This is a genomic window from Pedobacter sp. ok626 (genome assembly GCF_900100435.1).
Taxonomy (GTDB): Bacteria; Bacteroidota; Bacteroidia; order Sphingobacteriales; family Sphingobacteriaceae; genus Pedobacter.
Map to the genome: position 1 here is coordinate 1 of NZ_FNEX01000006.1, position 19,342 is coordinate 19,342.

Below are 19,342 nucleotides of genomic sequence, written 5' to 3' on the forward strand. Positions count from 1 at the left end.
ATTTCCCTGCTAAAGTAAAATATAGTGAGTCATTGAAACCACCTGTAGGATTTCACCCATTCTTTGATTTAGATGAAGGATTGGAGTATGCGAAAAAGGTAGGTAAACCTGTTATGCTTGACTTTACCGGACACACTTGTGTAAACTGTAGAAGAATGGAAGATCTGGTTTGGGTCGACAAAGAAGTTGCCCGCCTGATCAATGAAGAATATGTATTGATCCAGCTGTATGCTGATGATCGTAACATTAAAATGCCAGCAGAGAAAGTTCATTACTCTGATATTTTAAAACGCAAAACAGATGATTTAGGTTATTGGAACTTAGATTTCCAGGCCACAAAATATGGATCAAATGCTCAGCCATTATATGTTTTGGCCGGTCATGATTTAAATCCTTTGGTACCTGCTCAAGGTGCAATCTTTGATGCTAAAGAATATGCAACTTATCTTAAAAGTGGCCTTGCTGCTTTTAAGAAATAAGTCAACAATACTATCCATAAAAAAACGAAAATAGGTAGTTAATAATTAAGCAAAGGCCGGTGGATACCGGCCTTGTTTATTTTATTTATTTGCATAATAAAACTTCTTCTTTAATATTTTGTATATTCTTTAGGGCTTGATAATTAATTTTTTTTGCCAATTATCCTTAATAAAACATAGTTAAAGTGCTTAAAATGAACCTAAAAGATATAAGGGGTGAAGTCGTAATAGCTTTAATGCCGAAAAACATCTATTTTTGGCGCTGGAAAGAGTAGTGTTGATTATTAATAATAAGATAAATTGTTCAAAACAACTTTTGTTTTGATATAAAGTAACAAGTAAATATGAAAAGAGTAGTAGTGACAGGTTTAGGTGCTGTAACCCCGGTGGGAAATACAGTAAAAGAATTTTGGGATAACATTGTAGCCGGTAAAAGCGGTGTTGCAGCTATCACAAAATTCGACACTTCAAAATTCAAGACTAATTTTGCTGCCGAAGTCAAAGACTTTGATGCAGAAGCTTATGTCGACAAAAAGGAGCTAAAAAAGTACGATCTATATACTCAGTATGCTATTGCTGCGAGTGATCAGGCCATTAAAGACTCAGGATTGAATTTTGAGACTATGCCTGAGGTGGAAAGATATGAAGTTGGCGTAATCTGGGCTTCTGGTAACGGCGGGATCACCACTTTTGAGCAACAATTGAAAGAATATCATTTAGGTGATGGCACACCAAGGTTTAGCCCTTACTTTATTCCTAAAATGATTGTTGATATTGCCGCGGGAGTAATCTCTATCAGAAATAAGCTTCACGGACCAAACTACGCTACTGTGTCTGCCTGTGCTTCTTCAAATACAGCAATTATCAGTGCGTTTGACACTATCCGTTTAGGTAAAGCTACCATTATGGTTGCCGGTGGATCTGAAGCTGCAATTACAGAGTCATCAGTAGGTGGATTTAATTCAGCTCATGCTTTGTCGAAAAGGAATGACGATCATGCAACAGCATCTCGTCCCTTCGATGTAGATAGAGATGGTTTTGTTATCGGTGAGGGTGCTGGCGCTTTAATTCTGGAAGAGTACGAGCACGCTATCGCAAGGGGTGCACACATCTATGCCGAAATGGTAGGAGGTGGTATGGCCGCTGATGCTTACCACTTAACTGGTACGCCTCCAGATGGTCTTGGTGCTTCATTAGGTATCGCTAAAGCTTTAGCTGATGCTGGAATTACTGCAGATAAAATTGACTATATCAATGCACACGCAACCTCAACAGGATTGGGTGATGTTGGTGAGTTAAACGGCATCAAAAAGATCTTTGGTGACTTGCCTGTAGCGATTAGTGCAACAAAATCTATGACTGGGCATTTGCTTGGTGGAGCTGGCGCAATCGAAAGTATCATCAGTATCATGTCTGTAAAAAATGACATCATTCCTGGAACAATCAATACGAAAGTATTAGATCCGGAGATTCCTCAAGGATTGAATATCATCCTTGGTAAATCTATTCACCAACCGGTTAATTATGTGTTGAACAATACCTTTGGTTTTGGCGGTCACACTGCTACTTCAATATTTAAAAAATATACTGCAGAGTAGTCATAAATAGGCTTAAATCCTGACCTTCGTCAGGATGAAGACTTCAATGGGTCCGGCTATTTTTAAAAAATAACCGGGCCCATTCTTGCGTTTAAGGGTTTTGTACCAAAGCCCGAAACGGACTTTTGTTCTCCATAAAAATATAATTTAACTTGGCCCGATGAATATAGAATTCAATAAAAATGAGGATGTTAATAAGCAGTCGGTTTTTGAACTAAAAACCAGGCTTAAGAAAATATATAAGGGAGGTGGGGATAAGAGTGCAGCGAAACAAAAAGAGAAAGGAAAGCTACTGGCCAGGGAGCGTATTGCTTATTTAATTGATAAGGAATCGGAGTTTCTGGAGATCGGTGCTTTTGCTGCCGACGATATGTATGCAGAGCAGGGCGGTTGCCCTTCGGCAGGCGTGGTATGTGGCATTGGTTATGTATCGGGTAGACAGTGTATGATCGTAGCGAATGATGCCACGGTTAAAGCTGGAGCCTGGTTTCCTATGACTGCCAAAAAGAATTTAAGAGCGCAAGAAATTGCCATGGAAAACAGACTTCCTGTAATCTACCTGGTAGATAGTGCCGGTGTTTATTTGCCGATGCAGGATGAGATCTTTCCCGACAAAGAGCATTTTGGAAGGATGTTTAGAAACAACGCCCTGATGTCGTCTGATGGCATTGTGCAGATTGCTGCAATTATGGGTTCTTGCGTGGCCGGTGGTGCTTATTTACCTATCATGAGTGATGAAGCTATGATTGTTGATGGTACAGGTTCTGTGTTTTTAGCGGGATCCTATCTGGTTAAATCGGCTATAGGCGAGGACGTTGATAATGAGACTCTTGGCGGAGCTACCACACATTGCGAAATATCAGGCGTAACCGATTATAAGCACCCTAACGATGAAGCTTGTTTAGATAGCATTCGCAACATCATGAATAAACTGGGCGCACCGCAGGTAGCCGGTTTTGACCGGATTAAGCCGGCATTGCCAAAGCTGGATGTAGAAGAGATCTATGGCTTATTACCTGAAAACAGGGAAAAGCCTTATGATATGCGCGATATTATCCAACGTTTGCTGGATGATTCTGAATTGGAAGAATACAAGGAGTTATACGGACAAAGTATTATTTGCGGATTGGGTAGAATTGATGGTTGGGCTGTAGGCATTGTTGCCAATCAGCGTAAGGTCGTTAAATCTAAAAAAGGAGAGATGCAGTTTGGCGGAGTTATTTATTCCGACAGTGCAGATAAGGCTACGCGCTTTATCATGAATTGCAACCAGAAAAAGATACCGCTTGTGTTTTTACAAGATGTTACCGGATTTATGGTAGGCAGTCGCTCAGAACAAGGTGGCATCATCAAAGACGGCGCAAAAATGGTAAATGCAGTCGCTAATTCAGTAGTCCCCAAGTTTACCATTGTGATCGGAAATTCTTACGGTGCGGGCAATTATGCAATGTGTGGTAAATCATATGATCCAAGGTTGATATACGCCTGGCCAAGTGCTAAAATTGCCGTAATGGGGGGGGCGCAGGCAGCTAAGGTATTGTTGCAAATTAAGGAGGCGTCGCTCAAAGCAAAAGGAGAGGAGATTACCCCTGAAAAAGAAGCTGAATTGCTAAAGGAAATTACCGATAGATACAACAGTCAGACTACCCCTTATTACGCGGCTGCGAGGCTCTGGGTAGATGGAATTATTGATCCTAAAGAAACGCGAAAAGTGATCTCTATGGGCATAGAAGCCGCAAATCAATCTCCAATTAAAAAACAGTTTAATGTAGGTATTATCCAAACCTAAGCAGAATTATAATCTATATATCACAATGTTGCATTTGTTACAAAATTGCTATTTGTGTATAGCGGGATAAAGCGTAATTTTGTATTACAATATAAAAATATATGTCACAAGAAGTAGAACACGTTGAATGTTTAATTATAGGTTCAGGACCTGCAGGTTATACTGCTGCAATTTATGCAGCTCGTGCAGATCTTAAACCGGTTATGTATACAGGTATGGAGCCAGGTGGTCAGTTAACACAAACCACAGAGGTAGATAATTTCCCAGGATATCCTGCTGGAATAACCGGTCCTGAAATGATGGAAGATTTTCGTAAACAAGCTGAACGTTTCGGAACGGATATACGTTTCGGTTATGTGAGTTCTGTTGATTTCTCTTCATTGCCACATAAAGTTGTAGTGGATGAGATCAAAACAATTACTGCTGATACAGTAATTATTTCGACAGGAGCTACTGCAAAATGGTTAGGCCTACCAAGTGAACAAAAATACAATGGTTTTGGCGTTTCAGCTTGTGCTGTTTGTGATGGTTTCTTTTTCAAAGGACAAGATGTTGCAATAGTTGGTGCTGGTGATACAGCTGCTGAAGAAGCAACTTACCTGGCTAAACTTTGTAAAAAAGTATATATGTTGGTTCGTAGAGACGAATTCAGAGCTTCAAAAGCAATGGTTCACCGCGTGATGAACACACCTAATATTGAAGTAATCTACAACACAGAAACTAAAGAAATATTAGGTAACGGTAAGAATGTTACTGCAGTTAAAGTGGTAAACAATCAAACAGGAGCAGAAACAGATATTCCTGTTGAAGGATTCTTCGTTGCGATTGGTCACAAACCAAATACCGATATCTTTAAAGGTTGGTTAGATATGGATGATACTGGTTATTTGAAAACAGTTCCAGGATCGACATTAACTAATGTTGAAGGCGTGTTTGCTAGTGGAGATGTACAAGATAGCTATTACCGTCAGGCTGTAACTGCAGCGGGTTCTGGATGTATGGCAGCATTGGATGCGGAACGGTATTTAGCCGCTAAAGAGCATGATGTAAAAGTGGTTTCTTAATTACTAATAAAAAATAGAAAGGGCAGGGTCATTTTATGGTCCTGCCCTTTTTTGTGATTTATGATTAAGAATTTTTTATCTTAGTCATGAAAACAATGTAATTATTTAATCTTAATGATGAAAAAACTACTATCAATTGTATTATTGGCATTCGTTTATGTCAACGGTTTTGCTCAGAACGACATCAATGTAGGGATCATTCCCGCACCTGTATCCGTAAAAAAGAGCGCTGGAAGTTTTAAACTGGACAAAACAGTTGTGCTGGTTTCTGCTGATGTAAAAGACACAAGATCTGCTGATTTATTAAACGCCTATATCGTTGCTAAAGGTGGTTTTGCATTAAGGACAGCTAAAGTTGCCAGTGCTGGTGCGCCTAGTATCATACTTAGTACTTCAGGTGCTGATCAATTGCCTGCCGAAGGTTATAAAATTAAAGTTAGCCCTAAAAACATTACCATTACCGGTAAAGATGCTGGTTTGTTTTATGGCGTACAGTCGTTGATGCAAATGATGCCTGAGTTTACAGCGAATGGAATGAGTATTAATGCTGCTGAGATCAATGATTATCCGCGTTTCAAATATAGAGGATTGCATTTAGACGTAGGACGCCACATGTTCCCGGTTTCTTTCCTGAAAAAATACATCGACATGATGGCCCAGTATAAATTGAATAATTTTCACTGGCATTTAACCGAAGATCAAGGTTGGAGAATTGAGATTAAGAAATATCCTAAATTAACGACTGTTGGATCCAGCAGAAATGGAACCATCATAGGTCACCACCCTGGTGTAAATACCGATGGTACGCCTTATAAAGGCTTTTACACCCAAAATGAGGTGAAAGAGGTTGTTGCTTATGCAGCAAGCAAATTTATCAATGTCATTCCTGAGATTGAATTACCTGGTCATAGCTCTGCCGCCATTGCTGCTTATCCTGAATTAAGCTGTTTCCCAGAAAGGGACACATTTATAAGTGAGAAAACACCATGGACTGGCTTGCGTAAAGGTAAGCAAGTACAACAAACCTGGGGCGTATTCGACGACGTATTTGTGCCTTCAGAGCAAACCTTCAAATTTTTAGAAGATGTGTTGGATGAAGTTATAGCGCTTTTCCCATCTAAATACATTCACATCGGTGGCGATGAAAGTCCTAAAGCCTACTGGAAAGAAAGTGAGTTTTGCCAACAATTGATAAAAAAACTGAACCTTAAAGATGAACACGAATTACAGAGTTATTTCATTCAAAGGATTGAGAAATATGTCAACAGTAAAGGGCGTAGAATTATAGGTTGGGATGAGATATTAGAAGGTGGATTAGCACCTAATGCTACAGTAATGTCCTGGAGAGGGGTAAAAGGAGGTATTGCTGCTGCTCAACAAAAGCATGATGTGATTATGACTCCTAATGCCGGTGGTCTTTATTTTGATCATAAGCAATCTGATTCAGCTGATGAACCTACAAATATTGGTGGCTTAGCACCATATGCTAAGTCTTATGCCTATAATCCGGTTCCTGCAGAACTTACTGCAGATGAACAAAAGTATATTGTAGGTGTTCAAGCAAATGTTTGGACAGAGTATATTTCAACTTCATCAAAAGTAGAGTACTTTGTGTTTCCAAGATTATTCTCTTTATCGGAAATCGCCTGGAGCCAAGACTCGCGTAAAGATTTTAAGAATTTCTCAGAAGAGCGCCTTCCTTTGCACTTGTCCCGATTGGACAAAACAAGAACAAATTATTGGGTGCCAACACCATTTGGCCAGGACCAGAAAGTGATGAAGGGAGAGAGCTTTAATATCGTATTAAAAGAGCCTGTTTTAGGCGCTAAAATCTATTATACATTAGACCTTACCCGTCCTTCAGAAATGGGTACTTTATATACTACACCTATTAAGTTAACCGTTCCTAAAGGGCAAAAGCAAGTGCTTAAAACAATTGTAGTTACTCCTGGCGGAAAGAATAGTGTAGTAACGGAAACGATATTGAGTAACGAGACACCAGATGTTAAAAACAAAACAGGCGATAAAACAATTATATAGTAATGAAACAAATAACCAATTTATTCCCAATTTCCTTGTTATTGGCAGGAACACTTTTAATGGCATCATGTGGTCCTAAAACCAATGAGAAAGTAGTACCTGTAAAGGGCGATACTGCTGCTGTTACAAAAGCTACTGGTCAATTCCCGTTTTACAAAGATTTGAATGTAAAACCAGGACTTAATTTTGAAGTGGTAAGCTGGGGTAAGGGGGTAGATAGCGTTGGTGGCTTCCTGGTACTGATGTCTGATTCTGCAAAGAACAATTATAGAACTTTGTCTGGCGAGCGCAAGGGAATCATTACAGATGCCTGGAATATGGATATGGACAATGATGGCAATCCTGAGATATATATCGAGTTGCTAAGCAAGAAAAATGTATTGGATCTGAACGTTTATGAATATGCAGGCGGTGATTTCAGGAAGATCAGTTTTCCTCCTTTAAGCAGCAATTCGAAGAAAAGCTATGCGGGGAACGATAAGTTTATCATTAAGAACGGTGATTTGTTTCGCACTTTCCCTCTTGTAAATCCAAAAGATACCACCATTAAAGCCGGAGACGTTAAGACACTGGTATACCGTTTAAGTGGAAATAGCTTCTCTGTAGACGAAGTGAAAGTAGAAAAATAAGCATAACAGGCTGGTATATTATACCAGCCTATTGTTTCTGGCAACTTTTATAGCATCTGCCTTAGAATTTACGTTCAATTTAAGGTAGATGTTTTTAATATGTGTTTTTACGGTTTCAGTTTCAATAAACAACTCTGTAGCGATCTGGGAACGATCCTTTCCTCTTGTAATCAGATTCAGTATTTGAGTTTCCCTCTTGGTCAGCGGAGAATCTGGGTTCTTTTGCAGTGATGTGATCACCTTTTTAGCCACATTAGGACTCATTGGACCACCACCTTGCATCACATCATTAATGGCTTCAATGATTTTTGAAGAAGGGGTATTTTTAGTAAAATAACCCGAAGCCCCATTGGCCAAAGCCTCTAAAATGATTTTTTCTGTTTCATGCACAGTCAGCATGATGATATACACATTTGGCAATAGCTTTTTTAACAAGGGTAGCGCCTCTATTCCATTGGTGCCCGGCAGTTGTATATCCAGAATAATCACATCAGGATTGTCTTTTACAATCTTTAGTTTGGCATCATCAAAAGATCCATAAGTATTCACTACCTGGTAAGGGGAGGTGTTGCTAACAAGATAGGCATAGCCCTCCCGGATGGTTGCATCATCTTCAATAATCACAATTCTTGCTGCTACTGGCTCATTCATTTTCTTATAATTAAAATTTAACCGAGAGCGCTATGGTTGTACCATTATGGTTTGATGTTATGTTTAAGTTCCCTTTAATTCGGCTGGCCCGTACCTGCATATTGTTCATGCCATGGCCACTTTTTGCTGATTCTATATTAAATCCTGTTCCGTTATCGGCAAGCATGATTTCTAAAAGATTGCCATCCATTTTTGCGGTAAAATTAACGGCTTCAGCATTAGCGTATTTTAGTGCATTATTGATGGCTTCTTTAAAAATCATTAAGATATTCCTGCTCATTTCCAGGGAGAGTCTCTTATCACTATTTGTTATCGTAGTTTCCTCTTCAAAACGAATTGGTGTATCATTAAACATCTCATAACCGAATTCTTTAATGTAGTTTAACAATTCCCCAATTGTGTCGTGTTTTGGATCTAAGGACCAAAGAATATCTTTTGTTCCGGTGTATAATTCGTTTACATTGGTTTTAATCTTTTGTATAATGTTTCTTTTTTCCAGATCATTTTCGTCTGTCATACTACTAAGTACTTCTGATAAGACTGATATTCTGGTTAGTTTGTTACCAAGATCGTCGTGAAAATCTTCAGCAGTTTGTTTTCTGATTTTAAACTGCTCTTCCAATTTTATTTTGAGTCTTAACTTGCGCTTCCGTTCGTTTAGATTAATGATGACATATACCGAGAATAAGATCAATAGCAGAATGAGGAAAACAATAAAAACCTTAAAAAGAGTGGTTTGATAATAAGGTGGCGTTATCTCGAAATAAAAAGTCGCTGTATTGAGGGATGTTATGCCGGTTGAGGTTACCGCCTTTACCTGGAAGGCATATTGGCCAGGGGGTAGGGCAGTGTAATTAACAGAAGTATTGTTGTTAGGGTGGCAGTATTTATCGTCTAATCCTATTAGCCTGTATTTGTACAATACTGCTTTAGGGTTGGTTAAATAGATTCCCGTGAAATTGATGTTCAGGTGATTGTGTTGATAGGTTAACTTTACTTTTTTATCTAACTCGTGTCCCTTGTAGATAACTTGTAGATTGCCCTGGTCTCCTTTCTTATTTTGAGCCAATATGCTGGCAGAATTGATGAAAATGTAAGGTCTGTTTAAAGGAGCTGTTTCGGTATTGTTATCGTATACCACAACGCCTTTTGTGGTGCCAATCCAGATTTTACCATTGCTTTCTAATATCGCATTTTGATTGCATTCAATCAATGGTACATTTTCATTGCTATTGGTTATGATGCTGAAATCTTTAGCTTTTAATTTATTGATACCCCTTCCTGTTCCTATCCATATTACGCCTTTTTCATCCAGTAGTAAGCTGTAAACATGGTCGGAGGACAGACCTTCCTTTGTACTCAGTTGCTTAATTTTTCCGGTCGTAAAATCCCATATAATGACACCATTATCTGCGGTTCCAAACAGCACGTGGCTGCCGTGTTTCAGCATAGATAAAATGCTCGAGCCAGTCAATGGTTTAAAATTTAATGGTTTGATGTCTTTTTTGTTGCGGATCAGGTAAGCCCCGTTTTGTGTACCGGTTATGACTAAATTGTTCCCGATTTCCAATAAGCTGGTCTCAAAATTTTTGCTAATCCATTGGATCTTTCCTTCTTTGGGTATTAACATAAAACAACCCAGATTAGTGGATATCCAGATGTTTTTATGTCTATCCTCCATAATCGCATTCGAGGCAACAGCTCGGTTTCCACCATCTACACGTTTAAAAGTGCCTTTATTATAAATCCATAAACCACCGCCAACGGTTCCTACCCAAATGTTATGGCTGCTGTCTTTAAACAAAAAGTTAATACGTTTTGTATCTTCATTATCAGAAGGAATGTTTATCCGTTTGATCTGGTTGTTTTTTTGTACAAAGATGCCATCATAAGTTCCCAGCCATATTTCATCGGGAGCAGGGCCATTAATGATGCTCATCACAATGCTACTCTGTAAGCCCTGAGATTCATCAAAAGTCACATAATTTTTGCTGTTGAATTTAAAAATTCCAGAACCATCAGTACCCAGCCAGACGTTGTTTTCGGCATCCCTGAATATCTGGTTAACAACATTGTCTGTAAAACCATTTTGCCCATTGAAATGGATGGTTTGACCTTTAGAAATATACCATGCCCCTCGGTTTGTGCCCAACCATATATTTCCTCTTTCATCCTGATTGATAGCTGTTGCTCGTCTGATGAAATCAGCAAATACTGGTTTTACTTTTCCATTTTCGGCTACAAATACACCAGTTGTAGTCAGAAACCATATTTTATCTTTCTCAAACTGATCTACCATCAGATCGGTGATGATTAAATCACCCAATTCATCGTAATGTAGTTTTTGATGCCATTTTTCTCCATTGAGGTAATACAAGCCCTGCCTAAAAACCGTTGCCCAGACCCGGTGTTTATGATCGGTTTTTAAGGCGGTTACAATTTCTGCAGTATCGCCTGTTATGGTAATGTATTCAGCTTTGGGGCCATTTAGCTTAAAAATATTTTTACCAGAAAGACCATAAACTATCCCTGATGCTGTAGTGTTTAGTCGGTCTACCCATTCACCTTTCCCTTTGTAATTGTGAAAGCTACCTTCTTTATAGGACGATAAGCCTCTTTCTGTGCCGATCAACAGGTTGACTTGCTGATCTAAAGCGAGAGAAAGTATAAAATTACTGTTCAGACCATTAGTTTTACCCATGTTGATAAACTGGTTCCCATTAAAGCAGCTTAAGCCCCCAAGTGTGGCAATCCACAATCTCCGCTGTTTATCCTGGGTTATTGCAGTAACCTGTGATTGTACCAGTCCATCCCGAATATCATATTGCTCAAAGTTATAGCGTTGCGCAAAACCTTCCATGCCGCTGATTAGCAGTAGGGCTGTGATAAATAGAGGTTTTAGGTGCAGCACAGATTGTTGTTTTTGTGGTTTGTTTGAATGTAGCTAAAATCAATAATAACTAAAGAACATGTAAATATAATGTTAAAATAAAAATACCCCTTAAAGGGTTACTATTTTTTTATTGCATTATATTAAATTTGTTTAATCTACAGTTATTAGGGATAACTGTATAATCACATTAAAAATATGGACTTTAATCAAGTATATAAGGTTGTTTTTGTGAAATGTGAGGAAAGCTCCTTAAGTTTTTTTACGGACATGCCCGGTTTTATCCTGGCAGAGAAAATTGAGATAGAAGGTAAAGAATGTCCCATACTACAATCGACTAATGGCGATTTAATCATGCTTGTTGAAAAGGAAACTGTTGAGGCAGATACGATTGTCTTAAAGACCGACGATTGTGTTAGAGACTACTATTTATTTAATCAGAAAAGTATACCAGGTTTAACAAAGCCAAGATATGTTGCGCATGGCTTGGAGTTTTGCTTCTTAGATCCCTCAGGTAATCGTTTTGTCCTGACCGAAGAGCGCGATTATTCGGAGGCCTAATGGGTTAAAAATAAACAAATGAAGTATAATAGGGTATTGGTGGATAAAAATGAGATTATAAGTGAAAGCACTTATAGCGCTCACTATCCTAAAAATACGGGTAGATATGCTTTGAATGTTGTGCTTAGCGGGCAGGCCAGTTACACCGTAGAAAAGCGGGAAATCACCCTTGTGCCCGACAGTTTTATTTTCTTAAACCACGACACCTCATATACCAATAGCATCGATTCGACAGTTGAAGTGAATACCTTTTCCGTATTATTCGATCCGGATTTTGTACATGATTTCGAGCAGTCTAATTTACTCCAAGATCATGTATTGCTAGACCAGCCTTTAGGATTTAAAGAGCGCGATACTCGATTTGTAGAGTCTATTTATCCTTTGAGGGGAAACCTTAAATTTAATTTGCAGCACCTTGCTAAACACATCGATAGTGGGGTAAATGATGAATTGCTCTTAAGTGAGTACTTAAATCATTGTCTGGCTAATTATTATAAGCTCTATCATTCAGAAATCATCAAAAGAGAAGCTTCTCTGCAGTTTTTAAATGGGACAACTAAATCAGAGATTCTGAAGCGCTTAACTGTCGCCAGAGATTACATGATCAGCAATTACCATAGACGCCTCCGCTTAGAGGAAGTTGCACAGGTTGCCTGCCTGTCAGTAAATCATTTGCTGCGGACCTTTAAACAGGCTTATCAGCAATCACCACATCAGTTTCTAACTAAGGTTAGACTCCATCAAGCCAAGCATTTTTTAAGAAATACGGATTATCCGATTAATGAAATTGTAGATATCGTTGGATTTGAATGTCCAAGCTCTTTTATCCGATTATTTAGAAACTCTTTTCAAGTTACTCCGGGGCAGTATCGATAAGATTAGTCTATAATATGGTGAGATTCGCACATCCTTAGAAGAGATGTTAACTTAAATTTGAAGCAGGAAACCCACTATATAGATTTGGATGAATTTAATTTGGGTTAGTTAATAATATGCTCATCCGACATAGTTCGGATGAGCATTTTTTATAACTCTTTAAATTGGTTTCCAAGGCGCTCAAATTTCTCTATAAGCAGCGCGATTCTTTCCTTTTCCTTTTTCATAACAGCCTTGCGCACAAGTGTTGAACAGAATATGATCCATCCGAAAGTAAATACTACAATCAGGCCTTGTGCCCATAGATCGAAATAGCTTAGGATCTCGAAGAAGTATAAAACAATACCCAGACTTAAAGCGATGGCATAAAACCAATACAATTTGCTGTAAAGACTAAATCTGCTCAGTTGATAGCGTTTCAGGTTATCCAGAAACTCATTAGGATTAGTAGTGAAGTCATGTTTAGCCAGCAACTGGTGACTTTTGTAAAGCATAAATGTCGATACGGCAATAGCGCTTAGAAAAATGGTCAAGCCCACATGGGTTGTCCATGAGTTAAAGCCATAGAACAGCCATAACACAACTATTGCAATAAAGGAGAGCAGCATTCCGACTATATTAAAAAGAGATTTGTTGCGAATGGCATTTACCTCTTTTTTTGCTTGCTGTAGCATCTCGTCTGATGAGATTTTAACCTCAACCGAATGTGATTGCCAAAGCGATTGTATATGATCAAATTCTTGCATGCTGATTGTATAATTCGGTAAGTTTTAATTTAATACGGTGAATTTTAACCCTAAGGTTACCTTCGCTAATTCCTGATATATCTGCTATTTCATTGTAAGGCAGCTCATCAAGTACCATGGTGATAATGAGGCGGTCGTTTTCTTCTAGTTTCGATATAGACTTATAAAGAAGGGCAATCTGTTCGTCCTTTTCAGAAAACTCTTCAGGTTGGTTCTCAATAATTTTATCCGTCAGTTCATCTTTCGACTGTCTTTTTTCTGATCTCAAATAAGTTAAACAAGTATTTACTGCGATTCTGTAAATCCATGTCGAAATAAGAGATTTGTTTCTGAATTTATCCAGATTTTGCCAAACCTTTAAAAAAGTTTCCTGAAGCAAATCATTCGCTGCATCCTCATCGCCGGTATAACCATAGCATAGGTGAAATATCTTTTTAGAATTTGTATCGAAAATCTGCTTAAATAATTGATCCTTTTTTTCCAATTGAATTCGTTTTATTCCTTAATTAGATAGTGCTACACGTGTTTTGTTACGTTGTGAAGTTATATAAATAACTACGTGATGAACAATTTTACAGAATAATTTAATTATTGTAGTTTTACAGCCTTAAAAACCATTAAAATAAGATAGATGTCGAAAAAAAACAGGTTAACCTTTTTTATCTTCCTGGCCCTGGTTCTGGGTGTAGCATTAGGATATTATCTAAATGTACAAACATTTAGTACTTATAATGAACAAATCGCCAAGGCCGATAACCGGGTAAAAGAGCTAGATGCACAGATTCTTAAAATTCAAGATACCACTGCTGTGTCTTATGCCGTTTTAAAAACAGAAAAGAAAGCGACAGAGAAATCACGTCATGAAACAGAAGTGATCCGTGAAAAAAAGCTGGAACCTTTAACTTTATTGAGCGACATCTTTCTTCGTCTGATTAAGATGATTGTTGCGCCCCTTGTATTTAGTACACTTGTAGTAGGTGTAGCAAAAGTAGGCGATGTGAAAGCAGTGGGTAGGATAGGCGGTAAAACTATGCTATGGTTTTTAAGTGCCTCTCTCTTGTCGCTGGTATTAGGCCTTATTATGGTTAATATTTTCAAACCAGGCCTAGCCATGAACTTACCTTTGCCTCCAAGTAATATCGATACGGGTATCCATAAAGTAGCCCTTTCTCTTAAAGAGTTCATTTCGCACATTGTGCCTAAGAGTATGGCGGAGGCCATGGCAACCAATGAGATCCTTCAGATTGTTGTTTTCTCCTTGTTTTTCGGAGTAGCTACAGCTGCTATTGGCGAAAAAGGGAAGATCATCATCAGTTTCTTTGATGCTGTTGCACATGTGATCTTAAAAGTAACCGGATATGTAATGAACTTTGCACCATTTGCTGTATTTGGAGCGATGGGTGCTATTGTTGCCAAGCAAGGGCTAAGCGTATTGTCAACCTATGCTTTATTTATTGGAGAGTTTTACTCTACCATGTTGTTACTTTGGATTATTCTGATTGCCATTGGTTTTATGATTTTGAAATCAAGGGTCTTTAACCTGATGAGCAGAATGAAAGAGCCGGTAATCCTGGCTTTCAGTACAGCAAGTAGCGAGGCTGCATATCCTAAAACGATGTTGCAGTTAGAGCGCTTCGGTTGTAAAGATAAGATTGTTAGTTTTGTTTTGCCTTTGGGATATTCCTTTAATCTGGATGGTTCCATGTTATACATGACTTTTGCGTCGTTGTTTATCGCACAGTCGTACGGAATTCATTTGTCTTTCGAACAACAGATTACCATGCTATTGATCCTGATGCTAACCAGTAAAGGTATTGCTGGTGTTCCAAGGGCTTCTCTGGTTGTTATCGCGGGTACCATTGCCACTTTTAATATTCCTGAAGCAGGCTTAGCTCTGTTGATTGGTATTGATCCGCTGTTGGATATGGGTAGATCTGCAACCAACGTAATCGGAAACAGTTTAGCTACTGCAGTAGTGAGTAAATGGGAAGGGGACCTTACAGAGCCGCTGGATTAAATTTTTTAAGATTAAAATTTCAAATAAATAATAACAAAACAGAATGAGTGATAGAGGAAAAAAAATATTTTTGCTGCTAACTGTCGTGGTTCCTTTTCTGATCTATTGTGTGGTGTATTACATCCCAATGTTCCGGAATGCGCCATTTAAGCTAAAAGAATTTGAGTCCATCGATTTTAAGTGGGGTATGGGGAATAATCTGGAGAATTCGTACAACTCGGCTACGGGCGACTACCAGTATGTTAACGGTCAGGATTCCCTGATCAAAACGAATGTGAAATTAAGAAAAGATGATATCCTTTACTTGCATTCAAAAGCGAGTGAATTGGGCTTCTGGAATTTTCCGGATGTATTGGCCAACAAGGGAACTAATCTGGATTCCTCTAAGGTACTTCGTTACGTAATGCAGTTTAATTACAAAAAGAAGTCAAAAACAGTAATTTACCTTACGGATTACACGGAGACACCGAAGCTTCAGGGGCTTGCCGAGCAGATGAGAACCATTTTGCAACAAAGTATTAATGATGCGGAAGAGCGGTATGGAAAACAAGCTGGATCAAAAAACTAAATCATTTGTGGATTTAGAAAATAAAGTTCTATATTTGCACCTCGATAAAAATAAACAATTTAAAAATAATAATTAATTAACAATGTACGCAATAGTAAATATAGCAGGACAGCAATTCAAAGTTGCAAAAGACCAGCACCTTTTTGTACACCGTTTGCAAGGAGATGAAGGCGCTAGTATTGAATTTGACAATGTATTGTTGGTTGAAGATGGTGGTAAAATCTCTGTAGGAGCTCCTACATTGAAAGGTGCTTCAGTTTCAGCTAAAATCGTGTCTCATTTAAAGGGTGATAAAGTAATCGTTTTCAAAAAGAAACGTAGAAAAGGATACAAAAAGAAAAACGGACACCGTCAGTATTTCACTAAGATCCAGATCTCTGGTATCAATTTATAATTATTGTTGAACAAAAAATACCGTTCATTTCGGTAGTTAATAAAATATAAAACAAGATGGCACATAAAAAAGGAGCCGGTAGTTCCAGGAACGGACGTGAATCGCATAGTAAACGCCTTGGTATTAAAATCTTTGGTGGACAGGCTGCAATCTCTGGAAACATCATAGTACGCCAACGCGGTACAAAACATCATCCTGATAAAGGAGTAGGTATTGGAAAAGACCATACTTTATTCGCTTTGGTTGATGGTACTGTGATCTTCAAAAAGAAGCAAGATAACAAATCATACGTTTCTATTCTTCCTTTCCCAGTTGTACTTACTGAAGAAGAAGTAGTAGCACCTGCAAAAGCTGTTAAAGCTGATGCTCCAGTTGCAGAAGAAAAAGCACCTGCTAAAAAAGCGCCTGCTAAAAAAGCAGCTAAAGCTGAAACAGCAGAGTAATTAGAATATTCTTTGTAAAAAGGGCTGATCATCATAGATGTTCAGCCCTTTTTTTGTGCGGTTTATTTTAGTGTAATTTCGATTTATACTTCTTGGCTCTAATATGATTCAATTCATGCTCCAGCTTTTTCAATGAATTTGTAAAGCTCTTAAACGCGCTTTCCAGATCACTCAAAATTAAACCAATCTTAGCTGGGGCTTCGGTAGCCTGCTCCGCGCTGTCACCATGTAACAACCATTCGTAGCTTTTACTGTAGTACCTTGCTATTTCATGCAAGGTATTGAAAGAGGGATACTGGTTACCAAGTTCTATCTGCGAATAGTTACTTCTCGACAAGCTTAATATATTGGCTATAAATGCTTGTGAGAGGCCGCTGCTCACTCTTAATTCCTTAATACGTTCTCCGATCTCTTTCTTGGATAGAATTTCTTGCATAATTAATTTTTATTTCGTTGATTTGCCATTGTTGAGATGATTAATTGCTTGAAAAACAAGACAATTTTAGCTCCATAAAATTTAATAGGGTATCAATTTACTTAAGGGGATGAACAGGGTTGATGCTAAAAACAGTGCGATTTAGTCTGGCTAGGAAGTACCTATGTCGGCTAAATATGCCTTATAGCAGGTTAAAACAAGTTAGAAATGCCACATAGAAACAATTGCGAAGGTACCTCAGGATCATTTTTTTTGATCAATAAAAAATATGAGCTTTCTTTTTTCAAAATCAATTCATCGAGTGACCTGGGTAGTTTTTTTGAGAAAAATCCCATAGTTGGGGATTCAATTGTGGAAATCATTGCACAGAAGTATAAAAATAATTTTCTCAGTTTACTGGCAAGAAGCTTCGAAGGTCATTGTTTTAGTATAGAGCAACGCTTCTCCGTATTCAAATCTACAGACCTTGTTTTTCATATCGTTTTTACGCCTTTAACCATCGATGGCGTTACGGATGGAGTAGTTTGCAGTATAATGGACGTAAGTAGCGCAAAGGGGCTTATAAGTATGATCAGAGAGTACTCACATATGGCCTCTCATCAGTTACGGGCACCCATTACCAATATCTTAAGTCTTTCGACCATAACGAATTATAGCCAGCTCGAGACCTATGATGTGATCAAGATCACGCAACTCCTGGGTGATATCAATACACAGGCTGTAAAGCTGGATGAGATCATTAAAATGCTAAACGAGGTACTCAATAAGCGCGAGAACGTTGCGCTATTTGATAAGTTTGGGGCAAAGTCAGCGCATCAGCATATTGTACTAGTGGATGACGATGTGATTACCAATAAAATGCACAAGATGTTGATCAGAAAACATCCGAGCGAAAAAAGGATCGTCGTATTCGACAATCCTCAAAAAGCACTTCTATATATTCAAGAGTATACTCCAGATCTTATTCTACTAGATTTGCACATGCCAAATATTGATGGCTGGAGGTTCCTGGAAATGATGGAGGAACTTAATCTCTTTATTGACGTGATTATCGTGTCCTCTTCAATCGATCCGAGTGAACATTCTAAAGCCAAATCATTTCTATGTGTTAAAGATTTTTATACCAAACCTTTAACCACAGAAAAAGTAAATCAATTGCTCGATTATTAGGGACTAGTACTCTCTGTTCATTAGCAGGGCAGCTAGTTTAAATAATTCAGTCTTACGCTCTTCTTCAATTTTTAAAGAGGTTAATGCACTAAAAGCCTTGTCAGAATACTTTCTCATCTCCACATTCGCCAGCTCTCTGATGTTGTAATCATCATAAAGTGCCGTAGTGTTTCTAATTTTATCTGTATGATCTTTGTTAACGCTTTGTTGCTCTAACTCCATCAAATCGCTTTCATTAGCCAGCTCTTTTAATTTCAGCAGGAGTAGGGTCTTTTTATTGGCAATGATATCGCCACCTACCTGTTTCCCGAACTTCTCCGGATCACCGTATACATCTAAAATATCATCCTGTAATTGGAAAGCAATTCCAAGGTTTTCTCCAAATTCATACAACTGCTCGGCCTCAGTAGCACTAGCTCCGGCAACTTGTGCACCTAGTTTCATCGCACCACCCAAAAGAACAGCTGTCTTCAGGCGAATCATGTTGATATAGTCGGTAATGCTCACTACCTGGCGTTCTTCAAATTCCATGTCCAATTGCTGACCTTCACATACACCTTGAGCAGTAGTGTTAAAGGTATTCAACGCGTCTTTTAATACGCTACTGTCCAGCATAGACAGCTGCTTGTTGGCTTCTACCATCATCACATCACCACTCAAAATGGCATTGTTTACACCCCATTTCTCATGTACCGTCTGCTTTCCCCTCCTTAATGGTGCATTGTCCATAATGTCATCATGGATCAAGGTGAAATTATGAAAAGTCTCAATGGCCAATGCAGCTGGCATTGCAGTCGATATATCCCCTTTAAACAAATCTGCAGCCATTAAAGTCAATACAGGCCTTATTCTTTTGCCTCCTAAGCTCATAATGTAACGTATGGGCTCATATAGTCTTTCAGGATGTGCAGGATAATTAATGTTTTGAACAGCGTTTTCTATAACTTCTTGTAATTGATTAGGAGTATACATTTTTTGCAAAGGAATTTAC

Annotated in this window: 19 protein-coding genes; 13 read left to right on the top strand and 6 right to left on the bottom strand. The window is 38.4% G+C overall.

Annotated elements, in window-relative coordinates; genetic code table 11:
- The 6 genes from BLS35_RS09925 to BLS35_RS09950 all read left to right on the top strand — a co-directional run.
- Positions 1 to 479: thioredoxin family protein (locus tag BLS35_RS09925; RefSeq protein ID WP_139205882.1), on the top strand; the 479-nt coding region annotated here is incomplete at its 5' end.
- 344 nt (positions 480 to 823) lie between these two features.
- Positions 824 to 2,077 carry a beta-ketoacyl-ACP synthase II gene (gene fabF / locus BLS35_RS09930; protein WP_090780436.1) on the top strand — a complete coding sequence of 418 codons (1,254 nt, stop codon included), beginning with the start codon at positions 824 to 826 and terminating at the stop codon, positions 2,075 to 2,077.
- A 160-nt stretch (positions 2,078 to 2,237) separates the two neighbouring features.
- The gene (locus BLS35_RS09935) at positions 2,238 to 3,866 is read left to right on the top strand and encodes an acyl-CoA carboxylase subunit beta (protein WP_090780439.1); all 1,629 of its coding nucleotides are present in this window, start codon (positions 2,238 to 2,240) and stop codon (positions 3,864 to 3,866) included.
- 101 nt (positions 3,867 to 3,967) lie between these two features.
- Positions 3,968 to 4,930, top strand: a complete 963-nt coding sequence (trxB, locus tag BLS35_RS09940) for a thioredoxin-disulfide reductase (RefSeq protein ID WP_090780441.1) — start codon at positions 3,968 to 3,970, stop codon at positions 4,928 to 4,930.
- A 114-nt stretch (positions 4,931 to 5,044) separates the two neighbouring features.
- A complete protein-coding gene (locus BLS35_RS09945) occupies positions 5,045 to 6,970 on the top strand; it encodes a beta-N-acetylhexosaminidase (RefSeq protein WP_090780443.1) in 1,926 nt (641 codons plus the stop codon).
- Positions 6,971 to 6,972: 2 nt separating this feature from the next.
- Positions 6,973 to 7,599 carry a hypothetical protein gene (locus BLS35_RS09950; protein WP_090780445.1) on the top strand — a complete coding sequence of 209 codons (627 nt, stop codon included), beginning with the start codon at positions 6,973 to 6,975 and terminating at the stop codon, positions 7,597 to 7,599.
- A gap of 18 nt (positions 7,600 to 7,617) precedes the next feature.
- Here the strand turns inward: BLS35_RS09950 and BLS35_RS09955 are convergent, their stop codons facing one another.
- Positions 7,618 to 8,250, bottom strand: a complete 633-nt coding sequence (locus BLS35_RS09955; RefSeq protein ID WP_090780447.1) for a response regulator — start codon at positions 8,248 to 8,250, stop codon at positions 7,618 to 7,620.
- 10 nt (positions 8,251 to 8,260) lie between these two features.
- The gene (locus BLS35_RS09960) at positions 8,261 to 11,161 is read right to left on the bottom strand and encodes a ligand-binding sensor domain-containing protein (RefSeq protein WP_254778800.1); all 2,901 of its coding nucleotides are present in this window, start codon (positions 11,159 to 11,161) and stop codon (positions 8,261 to 8,263) included.
- A 177-nt stretch (positions 11,162 to 11,338) separates the two neighbouring features.
- Here BLS35_RS09960 and BLS35_RS09965 point away from each other — a divergent pair, with 177 nt between their 5' ends.
- Complete coding sequence (locus BLS35_RS09965; protein ID WP_090780451.1) at positions 11,339 to 11,701, top strand: VOC family protein; 363 nt, start codon at positions 11,339 to 11,341, stop codon at positions 11,699 to 11,701.
- Positions 11,702 to 11,719: 18 nt separating this feature from the next.
- Entirely contained in the window at positions 11,720 to 12,577 is an 858-nt protein-coding gene (locus BLS35_RS09970; protein WP_090780453.1) for a helix-turn-helix domain-containing protein, read from the top strand.
- A gap of 149 nt (positions 12,578 to 12,726) precedes the next feature.
- Here the strand turns inward: BLS35_RS09970 and BLS35_RS09975 are convergent, their stop codons facing one another.
- Entirely contained in the window at positions 12,727 to 13,323 is a 597-nt protein-coding gene (locus tag BLS35_RS09975) for a hypothetical protein (protein ID WP_090780455.1), read from the bottom strand.
- Positions 13,310 to 13,807: an RNA polymerase sigma factor gene (locus tag BLS35_RS09980; RefSeq protein ID WP_090780457.1), complete on the bottom strand. Its 498-nt coding sequence runs from the start codon at positions 13,805 to 13,807 to the stop codon at positions 13,310 to 13,312. The genes BLS35_RS09975 and BLS35_RS09980 overlap by 14 nt, the downstream gene beginning before the upstream one ends.
- A gap of 147 nt (positions 13,808 to 13,954) precedes the next feature.
- On the opposite strand from BLS35_RS09980, the gene BLS35_RS09985 reads away from it, so the two are divergent.
- From BLS35_RS09985 to rpmA, 4 genes are all read left to right on the top strand, one after another.
- The gene (locus tag BLS35_RS09985) at positions 13,955 to 15,340 is read left to right on the top strand and encodes a dicarboxylate/amino acid:cation symporter (RefSeq protein ID WP_090780459.1); all 1,386 of its coding nucleotides are present in this window, start codon (positions 13,955 to 13,957) and stop codon (positions 15,338 to 15,340) included.
- A gap of 43 nt (positions 15,341 to 15,383) precedes the next feature.
- The gene (locus BLS35_RS09990) at positions 15,384 to 15,908 is read left to right on the top strand and encodes a hypothetical protein (protein WP_090780461.1); all 525 of its coding nucleotides are present in this window, start codon (positions 15,384 to 15,386) and stop codon (positions 15,906 to 15,908) included.
- Between the two features lie 82 nt (positions 15,909 to 15,990).
- Positions 15,991 to 16,302: a 50S ribosomal protein L21 gene (gene rplU, locus BLS35_RS09995; protein WP_090780463.1), complete on the top strand. Its 312-nt coding sequence runs from the start codon at positions 15,991 to 15,993 to the stop codon at positions 16,300 to 16,302.
- 56 nt (positions 16,303 to 16,358) lie between these two features.
- The gene (gene rpmA, locus BLS35_RS10000; RefSeq protein WP_090780464.1) at positions 16,359 to 16,745 is read left to right on the top strand and encodes a 50S ribosomal protein L27; all 387 of its coding nucleotides are present in this window, start codon (positions 16,359 to 16,361) and stop codon (positions 16,743 to 16,745) included.
- A 67-nt stretch (positions 16,746 to 16,812) separates the two neighbouring features.
- Here rpmA and BLS35_RS10005 read toward each other — a convergent pair whose 3' ends face one another.
- Positions 16,813 to 17,181 (bottom strand): helix-turn-helix domain-containing protein, encoded by a 369-nt coding sequence (locus tag BLS35_RS10005; protein ID WP_090780465.1) that lies wholly within the window; start codon positions 17,179 to 17,181, stop codon positions 16,813 to 16,815.
- 207 nt (positions 17,182 to 17,388) lie between these two features.
- On the opposite strand from BLS35_RS10005, the gene BLS35_RS10010 reads away from it, so the two are divergent.
- A complete protein-coding gene (locus tag BLS35_RS10010) occupies positions 17,389 to 18,351 on the top strand; it encodes a response regulator (RefSeq protein WP_090780467.1) in 963 nt (320 codons plus the stop codon).
- Positions 18,352 to 18,354: 3 nt separating this feature from the next.
- Here BLS35_RS10010 and BLS35_RS10015 read toward each other — a convergent pair whose 3' ends face one another.
- On the bottom strand, positions 18,355 to 19,323 hold the full coding sequence (locus BLS35_RS10015) for a polyprenyl synthetase family protein (RefSeq protein WP_090780470.1): 969 nt from the start codon (positions 19,321 to 19,323) through the stop codon (positions 18,355 to 18,357).
- Positions 19,324 to 19,342: the final 19 nt, after the last annotated feature.

Excerpts from the sequence above, each read along its gene's own strand:
- BLS35_RS09945 (WP_090780443.1), top strand. The coding sequence starts at position 5,045 with ATGATGAAAAAACTACTATCAATTGTATTATTGGCATTCGTTTATGTC.
- BLS35_RS10005 (WP_090780465.1), bottom strand. The coding sequence starts at position 17,181 with ATGCAAGAAATTCTATCCAAGAAAGAGATCGGAGAACGTATTAAGGAA.
- BLS35_RS09985 (WP_090780459.1), top strand. The coding sequence starts at position 13,955 with ATGTCGAAAAAAAACAGGTTAACCTTTTTTATCTTCCTGGCCCTGGTT.
- BLS35_RS09955 (WP_090780447.1), bottom strand. The coding sequence starts at position 8,250 with ATGAATGAGCCAGTAGCAGCAAGAATTGTGATTATTGAAGATGATGCA.
- BLS35_RS10015 (WP_090780470.1), bottom strand. The coding sequence starts at position 19,323 with ATGTATACTCCTAATCAATTACAAGAAGTTATAGAAAACGCTGTTCAA.
- rpmA (WP_090780464.1), top strand. The coding sequence starts at position 16,359 with ATGGCACATAAAAAAGGAGCCGGTAGTTCCAGGAACGGACGTGAATCG.
- BLS35_RS09975 (WP_090780455.1), bottom strand. The coding sequence starts at position 13,323 with ATGCAAGAATTTGATCATATACAATCGCTTTGGCAATCACATTCGGTT.
- trxB (WP_090780441.1), top strand. The coding sequence starts at position 3,968 with ATGTCACAAGAAGTAGAACACGTTGAATGTTTAATTATAGGTTCAGGA.
- BLS35_RS09965 (WP_090780451.1), top strand. The coding sequence starts at position 11,339 with ATGGACTTTAATCAAGTATATAAGGTTGTTTTTGTGAAATGTGAGGAA.
- BLS35_RS10010 (WP_090780467.1), top strand. The coding sequence starts at position 17,389 with ATGCCACATAGAAACAATTGCGAAGGTACCTCAGGATCATTTTTTTTG.
- BLS35_RS09935 (WP_090780439.1), top strand. The coding sequence starts at position 2,238 with ATGAATATAGAATTCAATAAAAATGAGGATGTTAATAAGCAGTCGGTT.
- rplU (WP_090780463.1), top strand. The coding sequence starts at position 15,991 with ATGTACGCAATAGTAAATATAGCAGGACAGCAATTCAAAGTTGCAAAA.
- BLS35_RS09950 (WP_090780445.1), top strand. The coding sequence starts at position 6,973 with ATGAAACAAATAACCAATTTATTCCCAATTTCCTTGTTATTGGCAGGA.
- BLS35_RS09990 (WP_090780461.1), top strand. The coding sequence starts at position 15,384 with ATGAGTGATAGAGGAAAAAAAATATTTTTGCTGCTAACTGTCGTGGTT.
- BLS35_RS09970 (WP_090780453.1), top strand. The coding sequence starts at position 11,720 with ATGAAGTATAATAGGGTATTGGTGGATAAAAATGAGATTATAAGTGAA.
- fabF (WP_090780436.1), top strand. The coding sequence starts at position 824 with ATGAAAAGAGTAGTAGTGACAGGTTTAGGTGCTGTAACCCCGGTGGGA.